At 38.8% G+C, this 17345-nt stretch carries 18 protein-coding genes and 1 other annotated feature; of the genes, 1 reads left to right on the forward strand and 17 read right to left on the reverse strand.

Annotated elements, in window-relative coordinates; genetic code table 11:
- Positions 1–35 precede the first annotated feature (35 nt).
- From rpmG to RCJ95_RS08605, 17 genes are all read right to left on the reverse strand, one after another.
- Positions 36–182 (reverse strand): 50S ribosomal protein L33, encoded by a 147-nt coding sequence (gene rpmG / locus RCJ95_RS08525; RefSeq protein ID WP_004233588.1) that lies wholly within the window; start codon positions 180–182, stop codon positions 36–38.
- Positions 183–258: 76 nt separating this feature from the next.
- Positions 259–906 carry an RNA polymerase sporulation sigma factor SigH gene (gene sigH, locus RCJ95_RS08530; RefSeq protein WP_004233587.1) on the reverse strand — a complete coding sequence of 216 codons (648 nt, stop codon included), beginning with the start codon at positions 904–906 and terminating at the stop codon, positions 259–261.
- Positions 907–974: 68 nt separating this feature from the next.
- Entirely contained in the window at positions 975–1487 is a 513-nt protein-coding gene (locus tag RCJ95_RS08535) for an NYN domain-containing protein (RefSeq protein WP_054548958.1), read from the reverse strand.
- Positions 1488–1489: 2 nt separating this feature from the next.
- Complete coding sequence (gene rlmB / locus RCJ95_RS08540; protein WP_004233585.1) at positions 1490–2242, reverse strand: 23S rRNA (guanosine(2251)-2'-O)-methyltransferase RlmB; 753 nt, start codon at positions 2240–2242, stop codon at positions 1490–1492.
- Positions 2242–2682 carry a Mini-ribonuclease 3 gene (locus RCJ95_RS08545; RefSeq protein WP_009373982.1) on the reverse strand — a complete coding sequence of 147 codons (441 nt, stop codon included), beginning with the start codon at positions 2680–2682 and terminating at the stop codon, positions 2242–2244. Before RCJ95_RS08545 ends, rlmB begins: the two co-directional genes overlap by 1 nt.
- Positions 2667–4067 carry a cysteine--tRNA ligase gene (gene cysS, locus RCJ95_RS08550; protein WP_257520819.1) on the reverse strand — a complete coding sequence of 467 codons (1401 nt, stop codon included), beginning with the start codon at positions 4065–4067 and terminating at the stop codon, positions 2667–2669. The genes RCJ95_RS08545 and cysS overlap by 16 nt, the downstream gene beginning before the upstream one ends.
- A 61-nt stretch (positions 4068–4128) precedes the next feature.
- Positions 4129–4347 (reverse strand) — a binding site (T-box leader).
- Positions 4348–4397: 50 nt separating this feature from the next.
- Positions 4398–5858, reverse strand: coding sequence for a glutamate--tRNA ligase (gene gltX / locus RCJ95_RS08555; protein WP_221682387.1), 1461 nt, complete (start codon positions 5856–5858; stop codon positions 4398–4400).
- A 90-nt stretch (positions 5859–5948) separates the two neighbouring features.
- Entirely contained in the window at positions 5949–6425 is a 477-nt protein-coding gene (ispF, locus tag RCJ95_RS08560; RefSeq protein ID WP_004233581.1) for a 2-C-methyl-D-erythritol 2,4-cyclodiphosphate synthase, read from the reverse strand.
- 141 nt (positions 6426–6566) lie between these two features.
- Positions 6567–7508: a serine O-acetyltransferase EpsC gene (gene epsC / locus RCJ95_RS08565; RefSeq protein ID WP_004233580.1), complete on the reverse strand. Its 942-nt coding sequence runs from the start codon at positions 7506–7508 to the stop codon at positions 6567–6569.
- Between the two features lie 314 nt (positions 7509–7822).
- The gene (gene ispD / locus RCJ95_RS08570; protein ID WP_274770962.1) at positions 7823–8518 is read right to left on the reverse strand and encodes a 2-C-methyl-D-erythritol 4-phosphate cytidylyltransferase; all 696 of its coding nucleotides are present in this window, start codon (positions 8516–8518) and stop codon (positions 7823–7825) included.
- 11 nt (positions 8519–8529) lie between these two features.
- Positions 8530–9615 carry a PIN/TRAM domain-containing protein gene (locus RCJ95_RS08575; RefSeq protein ID WP_274770964.1) on the reverse strand — a complete coding sequence of 362 codons (1086 nt, stop codon included), beginning with the start codon at positions 9613–9615 and terminating at the stop codon, positions 8530–8532.
- 285 nt (positions 9616–9900) lie between these two features.
- A complete protein-coding gene (radA, locus tag RCJ95_RS08580) occupies positions 9901–11277 on the reverse strand; it encodes a DNA repair protein RadA (protein WP_004233577.1) in 1377 nt (458 codons plus the stop codon).
- A gap of 91 nt (positions 11278–11368) precedes the next feature.
- Positions 11369–13813: an ATP-dependent Clp protease ATP-binding subunit gene (locus tag RCJ95_RS08585; protein WP_257520823.1), complete on the reverse strand. Its 2445-nt coding sequence runs from the start codon at positions 13811–13813 to the stop codon at positions 11369–11371.
- Entirely contained in the window at positions 13803–14912 is a 1110-nt protein-coding gene (locus RCJ95_RS08590; RefSeq protein WP_131521806.1) for a protein arginine kinase, read from the reverse strand. The genes RCJ95_RS08585 and RCJ95_RS08590 overlap by 11 nt, the downstream gene beginning before the upstream one ends.
- Entirely contained in the window at positions 14909–15451 is a 543-nt protein-coding gene (locus RCJ95_RS08595; RefSeq protein WP_221682391.1) for a UvrB/UvrC motif-containing protein, read from the reverse strand. Before RCJ95_RS08595 ends, RCJ95_RS08590 begins: the two co-directional genes overlap by 4 nt.
- 13 nt (positions 15452–15464) lie before the next feature.
- Entirely contained in the window at positions 15465–15935 is a 471-nt protein-coding gene (locus RCJ95_RS08600) for a CtsR family transcriptional regulator (RefSeq protein WP_004233573.1), read from the reverse strand.
- A 266-nt stretch (positions 15936–16201) separates the two neighbouring features.
- Entirely contained in the window at positions 16202–16507 is a 306-nt protein-coding gene (locus RCJ95_RS08605) for a DUF4870 domain-containing protein (RefSeq protein ID WP_004233571.1), read from the reverse strand.
- Between the two features lie 125 nt (positions 16508–16632).
- Here RCJ95_RS08605 and RCJ95_RS08610 point away from each other — a divergent pair, with 125 nt between their 5' ends.
- Positions 16633–17316 carry a class I SAM-dependent methyltransferase gene (locus RCJ95_RS08610; protein ID WP_221682392.1) on the forward strand — a complete coding sequence of 228 codons (684 nt, stop codon included), beginning with the start codon at positions 16633–16635 and terminating at the stop codon, positions 17314–17316.
- The last annotated feature ends 29 nt before the right edge of the window (positions 17317–17345 follow it).

Raw genomic sequence — 17345 nt, forward strand, 5'->3', positions numbered from 1 at the left:
CCGAATCAATCAAATCTGTCTATTTACATATCATTTTATAGCGTTTGTTTATGCATTGTATGTTCATTGCAATGCGAGCAAAATTTCTTTAATTCGAGACGTACAGTTGAACCTTCTTTAGCTGGGAACGTGTAATTTCTCGAACCACATTTCTCACAATTTAGCACGACTTTTTTTGCCATATAATCACCTTTTTCGGCACTTTGTCTTTTTAAGACTAACACCTATATTTGTCAATGTCAATAAAGCCTATATGGGCTAAGACATTTCCTCAAGGACTAAATGACGTTCTAATTTACGTTTTACCCGCTGCAATGCATTATCGATAGATTTCACATGACGATTTAATTTGGCGGAAATTTCATGATAAGACTGACCGTCTAGATATAAGGCTAAAACTTGTAGCTCTAATTCACTTAAAATCTCACTCATCTTTTCTTCTAAATATCCAAACTCTTCTCTATGAATCATCAATTCTTCTGGATCATCCATAATAGCACCCGTTAGTACATCCATAAGCGTTCGGTCTGACTCTTCGTCGAATATAGGCTTGTCCAAAGAAATATAGGAATTTAGAGGTATATGCTTTTGCCTAGTTGCTGTTTTAATAGCTGTGATAATCTGCCTTGTAATGCATAACTCTGCAAAAGCCCTGAATGATGCAAGCTTATCACCTTTAAAATCACGAATCGCTTTATATAAGCCTATCATGCCCTCTTGTACAATATCTTCCTTATCTGCTCCGATTAAAAAATAGGATCTTGCCTTCGCTCTTACTAACAAACGGTATTTCGTAATCAAATAATCCAACGCATCTGTATTACCTTGATGCACCATTTCAATAAGCTCTTCATCATTGAATCGTTCAAAATCTTGTGTCACTTGTACAATGCTATTTTTAAACATGGTATCACCTCAGCCACAACAGATAATTAGAAACAGTATAACGGAATTGGAAAATATGCGTCAATCAATCATTTCAACCCTCGTCGCCATTTTTCAAACGCGAGCGCAACATCTGGCTTTAATTCTATACGAGAAGGCGGCTTACTTTCTTGCTTCCGCTTCACATCGTGAGTAATTTTATGTTGGATAATACTTGTATCAATTTCTAGCTCTCTAGCCGATTTCCTTAAGGCACCATTCCCAAATATAACACTTTGCTCTGCCATATCAGAAGTTGCTACATGAATTTGTACATTTCTAGCCTTTAATTCATGCGTCATTTTTTCAATACGTTCATCTGCTGTTTCATTTTTTCGTGTATAAATGACTTCTACATCATTTTCTATATAAGATTGCTCTACTCCTGGTACAAGATGTGCGTCAAAAACAATAATTACGCGCCAACCCATCGCTGCTTTATATTCAGCCATGAGTTCTATCAACCTTCTACGCGCATCCTCAAAATTCGTATCACGCAATGGCCGCAGCTCTTTCCAAGATCCAATCATATTATAGCCATCAACAAGCAAAATGTTTTTCATTGTTATTCAATCGCTTCTTGACGTTTACGATACACTTCGTACATTAATAAAGCCGCTGCTACTGATGCGTTCAGTGATGTGACATGCCCAACCATCGGTAAGTGATATAAAAAATCGCATTTCTCTTTTAATAAACGCCCCATCCCTTTGCCCTCACTACCGATAATGATGGCTAATGGTAATGTTGCATCCATTTTTCGATAATCTGCTGATCCCTTTGCATCTGTCCCTGCAATCCATATACCGCGTTCTTTTAATTCATCTATTGTTTGAGCAAGGTTGTTTACACGTACAACTGGAACGTGTTCAATCGCTCCTGTAGATGCCTTTGCCACTACTGCTGTTAAACTCACTGAACGGCGCTTAGGAATAATAATACCATGTGCCCCTATAGCATCAGCCGTTCTCATAATAGACCCTAGATTATGAGGATCCTCTAACTCATCTAAGATTAAGAAAAAAGGATCTTCCTGTTTATTAGCCGCTGCTGCAAATAAATCCTCAAGTTCAGCATACTTATAAGCGGCAACAGAAGCAACGATTCCTTGATGATTAGCACTTGATAATTGATCAACTTTCTTTTTTGGGACAAATTGAACTATAACACCACGTTCACGGGCTAAATCTAGCAGTTCATTGACGCCAGATTTCTTTACTCCTTCTGCAATCCATACTTTATTCATATCGCGGCCTGAACGAAGTGCTTCTAACACTGGGTTTTTACCGGCAATAATTTCACCATTCTGTTCTGCCATTATTTAGACACTCCTTTTGATTCCTCGATTATTTGAATAGCATATGCAATGATTTCGTAGACGCGTTCTAGTTCATTCAATAAATATAAACTACCAAGCACCGCCTCAAAGCCTGAGCTATTACGATAGGTTTGGACATCCGTATTTTTTGGTACAGAGCCGGATTTGGCATTGCGTCCACGGCGGAACACAGCCAATTCCTCCTCTGTTAAATAATTTTCATCTATCATGCGATGAACGATCATAGATTGCGCTTTTGCTGAAACGTAGCGAGTTGCCTCTCGATGTAGTGTGTTTGGTTTAACACGACCAGAGCGTAGCAAATATTCTCGGACCTTTTGTTCCAATACGGCATCACCCATATAGGCTAACGCCAGCGCTTTTAATTGTTTAACATCTTCATTGCGAAGTTTATCCAACTTAATTACCCTCGTTTCCATCTAGTTCCTTGTCGTGTATCTTCTAAAATGATACCTTGGGCTTGCAAATGGTCACGGATCTCATCAGAACGAGCAAAATCACGATTTTTACGTGCCTCGACGCGCTCTTGTAATAATGCTTCAATTTCTTCGTCTAATAGTTCTTCTTCTTTTGCAAATTCAATACCTAAGACGTCACCTAGTACTTCAAAGGTTTCAATAAAGGTTTCTAATACTTTCTTGCAAGTATTGGCTTCATTTAAATAAATATTAGCAATACGAGCTACTTCAAATAATACAGAAATAGCGTTGGCTGTATTAAAATCATCGTCCATTGCCTCTTCAAAATGCGCTTTTTGTTCCGTAATTTTGTTCAGCCATTCTTCTGAATGATCTCCTAAGCTTACGGTAGTCGTAAGGCGGTGCTTCACATTGTTGTATGCTGTACGAATGCGCTCTAAACCTGACGCAGCAGCTTCTACTAGATCCTTCGCAAAGTTAATTGGATGACGATAATGGACAGATAGCATGAAGAAACGCAATATCTGCGGGTCAATTTGTTTACGGATATCATTCACAAGAATAAAATTCCCAAGAGATTTGGACATCTTTTCATTATCTATATTAATATACCCGTTATGCATCCAATAACGCGCAAATGTTTTATCATTGTGTGCCTCTGATTGAGCAATTTCATTTTCGTGGTGAGGGAAAGTTAAATCCTGCCCACCAGCATGAATATCAATAGTATCTCCTAAATGTTCACGAGCCATTACAGAACACTCAATATGCCACCCTGGACGGCCATCTCCCCATGGGCTTTCCCAGAATATCTCACCTGGCTTAGCAGCTTTCCATAAAGCAAAATCTAACGCATCATCTTTTTTCTCGCCTGCTTCAATACGAGCACCGATTTTTAAATCGTCAACTGATTGGTGTGATAATTTACCGTAGCCATCAAATTTACGAGTACGGTAATACACATCTCCAGCAGACTCATAAGCGTAGCCCTTTTCAATTAGCACTTGAATAAATTGAATGATATCGTCCATATGCTCTGTCACACGTGGATGAACATCTGCCTTTTTGCATCCCAGTGCTGTAACATCTTCAAAATAGGCTGCAATAAAACGCTCTGTTAATTCATGTACTTCTTCACCAAGCTCATTTGCAGCTTTAATAATTTTATCGTCTACATCCGTAAAATTGGAAACAAACTTTACATCATAGCCTTTATACTGAAAATAACGACGTACTGTATCATAAACAATTACAGGACGTGAATTCCCAATATGGATATAGTTATAAACCGTAGGACCGCAGACATACATTTTTACCTTGCCCTCTTCCAACGGTACAAAGGTTTCCTTTTGTCGTGTTAATGAGTTAAAAATTTGAATACCCATTGTATTTCACTCTCCTTTTCTGTTGAATAAAAAAAGCGCCTCTATCACTCCTAAAAGGAATGACAGAGACGCTCGATTTGCGTGGTTCCACTCTGATTGAAGACAAAAAGCCTTCCACTTTGGACATCCATTAACGGGGATGATTCGATAAAGCCTACTCTCGTTCAGCTTTATGCTCAAAGGTGCATTTCAGTTTTGCCTAGGCTCAGACCACTTTCAGCCGATGATGGTCCTCTCTTAAGAGCATGCGCCACTTACTTCTCCTTATCAACGCTTTTTCAATGTAAATACATTTTACAACGAAAGAATGAATTGTCAATAAATTTATCTTTATTGTGCAAATTTCTCCACACGGTCAATTGATTTCTCTTTACCAATTAAACAAATGGCGTTCGGCAACTCTGGTCCATGTGTTTCACCAGTTGTCACAACACGGATTGGCATGAACAGATTTTTACCTTTATGACCAGTTGTCTTTTGTACAGCTTTAATTGCAGCTTTTACCGCATCTGGTGTAAATTCTTCTAGCTCTTCCAATTGCGCTTTAAATGCTGCCATTACTTCAGGTACTTGCTCTCCTGCTAAAACCTCTTTTGCTTCTTCATCATATTCAATATGGTCGTTAAAGAATAGGCTAGATAATTCGACAATTTCTGCACCAAAGCTCATTTGGTCATGATAAAGCGCGATTAAATCCGTCGCCCAAGCATGTTGCTCTGCAGTCAATTCTTCAGGTAATAAGCCTGCTTTTTGTAGGTGTGGTAAAGATAATGCTACAACTTCTTCCAAAGACAACTTTTTAATATATTGATTATTCATCCATGTTAGCTTTTGTTTATCGAACATAGATGGTGATTTTGAAAGACGTTTTTCATCAAAAATTTTGATAAATTCTTCTTTTGAGAAAATCTCTTCTTCTCCCTCTGGAGACCAACCAAGTAGCGCAAAGAAGTTAAACATCGCTTCAGGAAGATAACCTAAATCTTTATATTGCGTAACAAATTGAATAATCGATTCATCACGCTTTGATAGTTTTTTACGGTTTTCGTTAATAATTAATGTCATATGACCAAAGCGTGGATATTCCCAACCAAATGCATCAAAGATCATCATTTGCTTAGGTGTATTCGATAAATGCTCCTCACCGCGGAAAACGTGAGAGATTTCCATAAAGTGATCATCTAAAACAACTGCATAGTTATATGTTGGAATACCATTAGCTTTTACAAGTACCCAATCACCAATATCTTTAGACTCAAATGTAACTTGTCCACGAACTAGATCTTCAAATTCGTATGTTACATTTTCAGGTACACGCATACGGATTGTGTATGGCTCACCTGCCGCTTCTTTAGCAGCGACTTCATCTGCTGATAAGTGGCGACATGTACCATCATAAGTAGGAGCAGCTACACCTCTTGCTTTTTGTTCTTCACGAGATGCTTCAAGCTTTTCAGAAGAACAGAAACATTTGTAGGCTACACCTTGCTCTAATAGTTTTTCAGCGTGTTCTTTATAGATATCAAGACGTTCCATTTGACGATAAGGCGCATAAGGTCCACCAATATCAATGGACTCATCATATTCAATACCTAACCATTTTAGGTTATCTAGCTGAGATGCTTCTCCGCCCTCTACATTACGTTCAATATCCGTATCTTCAATACGTACAATGAATTTACCGTTATGATGTTTTGCATATAAATAATTGAATAATGCTGTACGCGCTCCACCGATATGTAAATAACCTGTTGGAGATGGCGCGTAACGAACGCGAACTTCTTTCGTCATAATTAAAAGCCTCCTAAATTTTCGATCAAAAATTGACTTTGTTCATTTTACCACTCTGTTACAGGAAATAAAAGCGGGGTTCATCCACATTTATTTCTTGATCAATAGAATCGTTGCCATTGCCGCAATACCTTCCTCGCGACCTGTAAAACCTAATCGTTCAGTTGTAGTTGCTTTAACATTTACCTGTGAAGGCTCTGCGTGTAATAATTCAGCGATACGTTGTTGCATCTGCCCAATATAGGGTGCCATTTTAGGACGTTGTGCCATAATGGTACAATCGACATTACCTAGAGAATAACCCTTGTCCTCAACAATCTTCCAAATATACTCTAATAATTTTGCTGAATCCGCGTCCTTAAATGCAGGGTCTGTATCTGGAAAATGACGGCCAATATCCCCTTCTCCAATTGCTCCTAAAGCTGCATCTGTGACAGTGTGTAAAAGAACATCCGCATCTGAATGTCCTACCAGTCCTTTTTCATGCGGAATGGTAATGCCCCCAATAATTAATGGACGACCTTCTTCAAATGCATGTACGTCAAAACCTTGTCCAATTCGAAACATATTCATCTTCCTTTAATTAATATTTATCATTATCATATCAAAATTTGCCCTAGGTTGTTTGAAAAGCGCTTTAATAATTATCCTCCTATAGCAGTAATGGGCAGTTTAGAAAGCTACACTCTCTAGACTGCCCCATATTCTTTAAATATGATACTCTATATTTTTCATTTGACTGTTGCTAATATTCGGAGATGGCTGTGAATTATAGACACGTGAATAAGGGGGAACGGAGTGTGTTAGCCAAATATTACTCCCTAGGACGGAATCATGCCCAATCGTCGTCTCGCCCCCTAAAATAGTAGCACCAGCATAAATGACAACATTGTCAGCAATATTCGGATGACGCTTAATGCCCTTAATCGGATTACCATTTTCATCCAACGGGAAGCTTAGTGCACCTAATGTTACACCTTGATAAATTTTTACATTCTTACCGATAGTACAAGTTTCACCGATAACGACACCTGTTCCATGGTCAATAAAGAAAGATTCTCCTATGGTAGCCCCTGGATGAATATCGATACCTGTTAATCGGTGTGCATATTCTGACATAATACGAGGCACAATTTGTACGCCCATTTCGTATAACTCATGTGCGATGCGGTGAATATAAACAGCCACAATAGATGGATAACTTAGCAAAATCTCCTCTGTGGAAAGAGCTGCAGGGTCACCATTATATGCCGCTTGAATATCTGTTTGTAACACTTGGCGAATGGCAGGAAATCGATTAATCAAATTCATAACAATTTTGTCTGCTTGTTCACGGCAATACTTCTCGCAATTGGCAGGATCACTGTCCTCCATATTATAAAATAATACTTTTTCGATAATATCCCGCAAATCTAATGCTGTTTCACGTAGCTTATTACTGCAAACTACATTCACCCTTGTTTCATCAATAGGTCTTGTCATATAAATACCAGGGAACAGCACCTCATGGAAATTATCAATTATTTTTATAACCCGATCCCGTCCATCAAAGCCTATTGAGTTGTCAACATCGATGTACTGTTTATTTATACTAGTTAATGAACCTGTAATTTCTGGAACCTTTTGATTTAACCAATCATTTAATGACACAATAAACACCCCTCACATCTTTTCATCTATTCTATTACCTTATTAATCATATATCCACTATTTCATTTTACACGTAAAACGATCACAAATGGATAAAACCACTTTATTTGAGCTATTCCAACTTTTTATTCTCTTCCTACGCCTTCGCATCTAATTCGACTAGCAAAATGTCATTATTATCATACATATATGGTTGAACAGATTACGAAGCAATAAGGCATTCTGACCATACAATTTTCCCCAACCAAAACAAATAAAAAAGACTATCCATCCTCAAAAAACTACGAATGAATAGCCTCTATAAATAATATTTCTTAATGATTGTATGATCCACGCTTACGCAAGATTGCCTCACCAAATACTAAGTCTTCTTGTGTTGTCATTTTTACATTTTCATAACTACTTTCTACGATGTGTACCTGATGTCCGAGACGCTCCATTAGCATTGCCTCATCTGTCCCAAGAAAACCTACCTTTTCAGCTACGTCCTCTGCTTCCATAATTAATTCAAAACGAAATGCTTGTGGAGTTTGCACCATCCAAAGGCTTTCTCGATCAACTGTTTCCTCTATAATGCCATTATGTGATACTTTTTTCATCGTATCTTTCGCACGAACCCCTGCTATTGCTGCACCGTGATTATGCGCGTTCTGTACAAGCTTTGCAATGATATCATGCGTAATAAACGGGCGTGCTGCGTCATGGACAAGCACAATATCTACCTGTTGCATCTCTTTCATGCACGAATGGACCGAATGCTGTCGCTCAGCACCCCCATCAGGTAAACCCTTCACTTTGGTAATCCTATAGTCCTCTAGCATTTTTTGAATAAATCCACGTTCTTCTGGTTTTACAGCGAGCCAAATACCTGTGCAAGCGGGATCTTGTTGAAACACTTCTAGTGTGTGTACCAGAATAGGTTTCTCTAAAAGCTTTAAAAATAATTTATTTTGCCCTGCTCCCATACGCTTCCCACTTCCAGCAGCAGGTAGAACCACTTCATATTGCATTTTCCCACATCCTAATCGTCCTTCGGCTTAGCAAATATCATACGACCTGCCGATGTTTGCAGCACACTAGTAACTGTAACTGTAATTGCCTGTCCGATATAACTACGACCACCTTCAACCACAATCATCGTACCATCATCTAAATAGGCAACTCCTTGGTTATGCTCTTTACCATCCTTTATAACAACAACCTGCATATCTTCACCTGGTATGACTACAGGTTTCACTGCATTCGCTAAATCATTGATATTTAAGACTTTTACATGATGGAGCTCACAGACTTTATTCAGGTTAAAATCATTCGTAACGATGCATGTATCGTTGCCCATTTTTTTTGCAAGACGGACTAGCTTTAAATCTACCTCTTGTACATCTTCAAAATCCTCATCCGTAATTTCAACTTTTGTCTTACGCTCATCTTGTAATTTTTTTAAAATATCTAAACCACGCCGACCTCTTGTGCGCTTTAAGGTATCAGAAGAATCAGCTATATGCTGAAGCTCTGTGAGCACAAATTGAGGTACAACTAATATACCTTCAATGAAGCCTGTTTCAGAAATATCAGCAATACGACCATCGATAATTACACTTGTATCTAGCAGTTTGTAGCTTCCACGAACCTCCTGAGCCTCAGCATCTTCAGCAGCTTTTTTCTTCGTATTGGTACTACGTAATGTAAAAAGCTGTATGAGCTCATCTCTTTTTCTAAAACCTAGACGGAACCCTAAATACCCTAATACAAATGACAGGATAATAGGGAGTACTTCTGTGATAACAGGGAATTTTACACTATCAATGGCAAAGCCTAAAAAGTAAGCGACAATCAACCCAATTATTAAACCAAACGTACCAAATAATAAATCTCCGATAGGAACCTTAAACAGAACTTCTTCCATCCAGCTAATGAGCCTTACAAAGTAATCGGAAAATGCAAAAGATAGTGTAAACAGTAAAAGTGCGCCTAGAGCTACTGATACATAAGGATTATCTAGCCAAGGATTAGATGATAAATGAAGCAATTCGTATAATGGCGGTAAGAAAACAAGGCCCAATGCTCCTCCAATCAGTAAAAACGCAATTTGAACAAATTTTTTCACAAGCTGTCACCTCCTAATTGTTAGTTAAGATTATACATAGTTTATGGCAGAAAATCTTTCATGAGCTCAGTCAAATTCTCATTATTTTTGATGTTGTGTAACAAGGATAAGTTAGTTAGACAAAATTTCACAAATTTCTATTTTTGTTCGTACTAGATGACAATCCTTTATTCATTCATCAGCTATTATTTAGGACGATTATTCTTTTATTTGAGTTTCCGATATTCGCATCAAAAATTGAAGGAAAATGCATGTCAGATTAATATCCAACATGCACATTTTCCTTTATAACTCTCTAAAGCATGCATTTAGTGCATCTTTTATCGTTTCTACACCAACAATTTCAATTCCCTGCGGAAATTCCCAACCACCAATATTGGAAGAAGGAATGAAGGCTCTTTTAAATCCAAGCTTCGCCGCTTCAATGACCCGCTGTTCTATACGTGATACCCGACGGACCTCACCTGTTAGTCCGACCTCACCAATAAAACAATCCGTTGCACGCACTGCCTGATCCTTAAAACTAGATACAATGCTTGTCAACACTGCTAAATCTATTGCTGGCTCATCCAGCTTGACACCACCAGCAACTTTAATATATGCATCCTGAGCTTGTAGCATGAGACCCATACGCTTTTCTAGTACAGCCATTAGCAATTGTACTCGGTTTTGATCGACACCTGTGGCCATACGTTTAGGATAGTTAAAGCTTGTAGGTGTAACTAAGGATTGAATTTCAACAAGGATTGGCCTTGTCCCCTCCATTGATGCTACAATAGTTGACCCCGCCGCACCTTGTGAACGCTCCTGTAAAAATAACTCCGAAGGGTTTAGAACTTCCTTTAACCCTCCTTGAAGCATTTCAAATATAGCAATTTCATTTGTAGATCCGAAGCGGTTTTTTTGGCTTCGTAAAATACGATGATTATGATGTCTTTCCCCTTCAAAGTACAGTACAGTATCCACCATATGCTCTAAAATACGTGGCCCAGCAATTTGTCCCTCTTTTGTTACATGCCCTACTAGAAAAATAGCAATGCCTTTGGTTTTAGCGATTCGCATCAGCTCAGCTGTACATTCACGAACCTGTGAGACACTACCAGGGGCGCTTGTTACTTCTGGATGAAAGACCGTTTGTATGGAATCGACAATAACAAATTTAGGCTGTACTTCATCAATGGTTTGGTTTAAAAACTCTAGGTTTGTTTCGGAGTATATGTAAAGCTCTTGAGAAATCACTCCTAAACGCTCTGCTCGTAATTTCGTTTGACGAATAGATTCCTCTCCAGAAATATAAAGTACGCGATGCCCTTTATTCGATAGTAATGCGGAAACCTGTAATAGTAATGTTGATTTCCCTATTCCAGGATCGCCCCCGATCAATACTAGAGAACCAGGTACAATGCCCCCGCCTAATACACGATTGAGTTCGCCCATTTCTGTTGCTACACGCGATTCTTCAGTAGCTTCCACTTGGATAATCGGGATTGCCTTTTGTGTGACTGTAGCAGAATGTTGAAATGCTCCTCGTGGACCTTTTGCAACCATCTCTACTTCTTCCACCATTTTATTCCATTCACCACACCCAGGGCATCTTCCCATCCATTTAGCAGACTCATAGCCACAGCCTGAACATACAAATTTCGTTTTTTTCTTTGCCAAATTGCTTTCACCTCGAATATTTGTTCTTATCCTTAATTGTACAGAAAAAAAGACAGCTTGGCACTTAAAGCCTCACTGTCTTTCCTTGAAATTATTTAGAGATGGATACTCCCTCTTTTTTCTTTACAACAAACTCATCGTTTACGTAATCAATGATAACCTGATTACCCTTTTCTACATTACCCTTTAGTAATTCTTCCGATAATCGATCCTCTACTTGTTTTTGTAATGCACGACGTAGTGGACGAGCACCATATTGAGGGTCATAGCCTTCTTCAGCAATTTTCTCAAGTGCTGCATCAGTCAACTCTAACGAAATATCTTGCTCTTTCAAGCGTTTTGTTAAAGCATTGCCCATCATCGCAATGATTTCTTTTAAGTGCTCTTTTTCTAATGCGTGGAAGACAATCATTTCATCGATACGGTTTAAGAATTCTGGACGGAATGCTTTTTTCAATTCTTCTAACATCGTACCCTTCATGTCTTTATGCTTAGACTCTGCACCGCCTACATTGAAACCAAGGCTCTTTTGGTATTTTAATGCATCCGCACCAACGTTTGAAGTCATAATGACCACTGTATTGCGGAAGTCTACTACACGTCCCTTAGAGTCTGTTAAACGACCATCTTCAAGCACTTGTAATAGAATATTGAATACATCAGGGTGTGCCTTTTCAATTTCATCTAATAAAACGACTGAATATGGCTTACGACGAACTTTCTCTGTCAGTTGGCCACCATCATCGAAGCCTACATAGCCTGGAGGTGAACCTACTAGACGAGAAGTCGAATGTTTCTCCATATACTCGGACATATCAACACGAATCATCGCATCCTCATCGCCAAACATTACTTCAGCAAGTGCTCTTGCAAGCTCTGTTTTACCAACGCCTGTAGGTCCTAAGAAGATAAATGAACCAATTGGTCGTTTTGGATCCTTTAGGCCTGCTCTTGCACGACGTATTGCACGAGAAATTGCTTCTACCGCTTCTCCTTGCCCTACTACACGTTTGTGTAACTCTTCTTCGAGCTGTAATAACTTGGAAGATTCTTCAGAAGCAATTTTAGCTACTGGAATTCCTGTCCACATTGAGACAACTGCTGCTACATCATCCACAGTTACTTTAGATTCGGCTTTACCTTGCTCTTCTTTCCAATTTTTTCGGGTAGCTTCAATTTCATCCTTCAGCTTTTGCTCTGTATCTCTTAGTGCTGCTGCCTTTTCAAATTCTTGACCTGATACGGCTGCATTTTTTTCAGAACGAACATTTTCAAGCTTATCCTCAAGCGCCTTTAAGTTTGGTGGCACTGCGAATGAGCGTAAGCGTACTTTAGAACCCGCTTCATCGATTAAGTCAATCGCTTTATCTGGTAAGAATCGGTCAGAAATATATCTATCACTCATTTTGGCCGCTGCTTCAATCGCTTCATCTGTAATTTTCACACGGTGATGCGCTTCATAACGATCGCGTAAGCCTTGAATAATTAGAATAGCCTCTTCCACTGTCGGCTCATCCACTTGGATTGGTTGGAAACGACGCTCTAAGGCTGCATCCTTTTCAATGTACTTGCGGTACTCATCAAGTGTTGTGGCACCAATACATTGAAGTTCACCACGTGCTAAAGATGGTTTTAAGATATTTGATGCATCAATCGCACCTTCAGCACCACCCGCGCCAATTAATGTATGCAATTCGTCAATAAATAAAATGATGTTGCCTGCTTGGCGAATTTCATCCATCACTTTTTTCAAACGATCTTCAAATTCTCCACGATATTTTGTACCTGCAACAACTGTCCCCATATCTAAGGTCATTACACGTTTGTCACGAAGGATTTCTGGAACTTCATTATTAATAATTTGCTGTGCCAATCCTTCAGCAATCGCTGTTTTACCAACACCTGGCTCACCAATCAATACAGGGTTATTTTTCGTACGACGCGATAAAACCTCAATAACTCGTGTAATTTCCTTGCTTCGGCCAATGACAGGGTCTAATGTACCTTCACGTGCAATTTGTGTTAAATCACGTGCTAGGCTATCTAATGTTGGTGTATTGGCAGCTTGAGCTGCTTGTTGGCCAGATTGTGCATTATCATTATTACCTAATAGCAATAATACTTGCTGGCGAGCTTTATTTAAGCCGACTCCCGCATTGTTTAAAACGCGAGCTGCCACGCCCTCACCCTCACGTATAAGCGCCAATAATAAATGCTCTGTACCGATATAGGAGTGACCCAATTTACGTGACTCATCAACAGATAATTCAATTACTTTTTTAGCTCTTGGCGTATAATGAACGATTGGACCGACATCTTCTTTGCCCTTACCAACTAATTCTTCAATGCCAGCTTCAATCGTTTGAGGACTAATATCAATGGCTTCTAACGCTTTCGCAGCAATACCGCCGCCTTCACGTATAAGCCCTAATAGAATATGCTCTGTACCGATAGATTCGTGCTTCCAACGAATAGCCTCTTCCTGAGCAAGCTGTAATACTTTTTGCGCGCGTTGTGTAAAACGATTAAACATCATATAAATCCTCTCCTTTTTCCCCATTTATAGGCTTATTCGCATGTTCTTGGGATAATGTCTCACGAAGCATCTCCGCTCGTACACGATCCCGTTCAGCAGGTGGTAATGCCTCACCTGCATAGTGCTGTAAAAAACCTGGTTGCATACTAACAACACATTCATTTAAGGTCGTTGCTTGTATACCATCAATCAATTGTAAATCTACTCCTAAACGAACATTAGATAGGCAAGTAGCAGCTTCCTCACTTGTTAAAATCCTTGCATGTGTAAGTGTGCCTAAAGCTCGATATACGCGATCTTCTAGCGCAAGCTCTGCCTTTTCCATTAATTTACCTCTTGCATGTCGCTCTTTTTGAATAATCTTTTCAGCGACACTTTGTATATCTGCTAATATATCTTCCTCTGTCTTCCCAAGTGTAATTTGGTTAGAGACTTGATAAACATTCCCTAAATTTTCGCTTCCTTCACCATATATACCTCTTACAGTCATTCCTAAGCGTGTCATGGCATTTATAATTTGATTCATTTGCCCAGTTAATGTAAGAGCGGGTAAATGCATCATGACGGATGCTCGTAGCCCCGTACCAATATTCGTTGGACAGCTTGTTAAATAACCAAAAGTATCTCGAAAAGCATATGGTAATACTTTCTCTAGGATACGATCAATCTTATTTGCTTGTTCATAGGCACTTTGAAGTTGAAAACTTGCTGTCATACATTGAATGCGTAAATGATCCTCTTCATTCACCATAATGCTAACGGATTCATCTTCAGAGAGTAGTATAGAGCCCACTTGCTCTTTTTTAGCCAGTTGCGGGCTAATCAAATGCTTTTCTACAAGAATTTGACGCTGTAAAGGGGTTAAATCCTTTATAGCAAAATAAGCATAATCATTTTGAAGCGTTGGGCTATCGCTGATTGCATGTGTAACGGCCTGTTCCACTTGCAGTGCCTCATTTTCTGAAAATGCTAATGGAAAACGATAGCCATCTAAATTTCGTGCAAGGCGGATCCGTGTACTAATGACGATATCTGAGTAATCATCTTTGATATGCATCCATGTTGGTGTCGCACGCTCTAAAAATGATTCAATCATCATGTCACATCACCACCTTCAAATTGTAGATGCTTCTCTAGCTCTTTGACTTCATCACGTAGCTTCGCCGCTTCTTCAAACTTTTCTTCATCTACGGCGGATTTCATACGCTTGCGGATATCCTCTATTTGCTTTTTAATAACATACACATTACTGCGAGCACCAGGCATTTTACCAATGTGTTGTGGACCTGCCTGAATACGATTAAAAAGCTTTGGCAAATGATCTCCAAATGTGTCATAACAGCTTGGGCACCCGAATTTTCCTTCTTTTAAAAATTGCTTATACGAAAATCCACATTGTGGGCATGTTTGCTGCTGTGGTTGTACCTGTTGTTTTTCCCCCACCTTTTGCCATGTAGGAGAGCCAAACCAGTTAGACAATAACTGTTGAATAGATACTGGCTCTTGTTTAAACTCTGCATGAAATGGATGGAATTGTGAGGCGCAGACGTCACAATAATGATGCTCTACTTTTTGCCCACTTTGAACTTGTGTTACTGTAACTGTCGCATTACGTTGTTTACAATGTTCGCATATCATTTCCATCACCTCACTATTTTTGTTGTTCATATTTTATTGTTGTCAGCATTGCTCGCAATATTTTTGATCGAATGACATCTCTTAATGGGAGATGCAAGTCGATCGTGGAGCGATCAATTGCTGCTAACATTAATTTCGCTTCTCGCTTGGAAATTACCTGCTCATCAATGAGTCGATAAACCAAATCTTCTGCCATCGTTTGTGATGCCCCACCTTCAATTTGCCTGAGAACATCGTCGATCAAATCAATCTGTGAATTCGCGCGGACACGTAAAATTCGAATGTATCCACCACCACCACGTTTGCTCTCAACAAGGTAACCCCGCTCGGCAGTAAATCTTGTATTAATAACATAATTTATTTGTGATGGTACACATTGAAATTTATCAGCAATTTCACTACGTTTAATTTCAATATGCCCTTCCCCACCTAATTCAAGTACTTGCTTTAAGTAACCCTCTATGATGTCTGATATATTACGCATTTTAGGAATACACCTCGCTTGCTTCACTGACTTTGACTATCTTTGACTTTCTTTGAGTATATTATACAAAACGCTTGAAAAAAATTGCAATGATTTCGCCCATAGAAAAGTGGAAAGTCTTGAAAATGGCTTTTTAATAAACGAAAAAGGCACTTTTCGATCATTTGTTTACGGTTTAATAATTTCCTCATACACCTAATGTACCCTTATTCGTCATAGAAAAAACGCAAGCATATGCAACTAGCATATACTTGCGTCTATGAAAATTATACCCAGCGACCAACAATTGGATAACGCCAAGGTTCATCAGACAATGCTTTTACGATACCGATAATCGGTACCACAAATAGCATAATGCCGAAAATGATTAAAAATGGTAAGCCAATAAGGACAAAGCTTAAAACAACAGAGATAGCAATTAAAACACCCATGACAATTTGGAATAGCAGTGCTTGAATAGAAATTGCCTTTATTTCCTCATCCGAACTAATTAAAAAGAAAATAATGGGCACTAACCATGGCGCAAAAAATGCACTTGCGTGTATGATTACTTTAGACCATTTAGACTCCATATATATCAACCCTTTCTTTGAACTTTATTCTATGTTTTATGTACTACTATTTACGGAACTATACCCGCAATAGTTTCACATTAAGAAGGATTTTTTAAAATTTTTTTGAAAGGCTGTGAGGAGCGTTGGAATTTAACAACACATTAGCAAATGAATATGAAAAGGGTATTCGCCGTACATTGCCTAGTTATGATACCATGCTACGTTTAATACAAACTTTTTATCATTCTAGGCTATCAGAAAATGCTAACATGTTAGTCGTGGGAGCAGGGAGTGGCAATGAAATTATACAGCTTGCAGAAGGAAGACCTCACTGGTCATTTACTGGCATTGATCCATCAGAATCCATGCTTACTATAGCTAAAGAGCGTTTGCTCACTCTACCAAATAATATGTCATTCCATCAGGCTACAATACTAGATGCTTCGCTGTCCTCTACTCAGTATGATGCAGCAAGTTGTGTTCTCGTCTTGCATTTTATTCACGATTATAAAGAAAAGCTAGAAACAATAAAAGCAATAGCAAGATATTTGAAACCTGGAGCACCGTTTGTCCTTGTTTCAAAATATGGTCAGCTAGGATCTTTAGAAACAGAACTACAATTTGATTTATGGCGTTCTTATTGGCTACAGCATACTAGACTTTCTTTATCCGAAGTAGCAGAGATGGAAAAATCCATTCGTTCCCTTTCTTTTATGAGTGAAGAGGAAATTTTAACACTTTTACAAAGTGCGGGCTTTACTAAACCTTCTAGATTTTTTGCCACTACTTTGTTCGGTGGTTGGGTATGCTTTAAAGAGGATCGCTAACTATTTTGTAGTAAATAATTTGAGGTGAA

The organism is Lysinibacillus sp. BSL11, assembly GCF_052928325.1.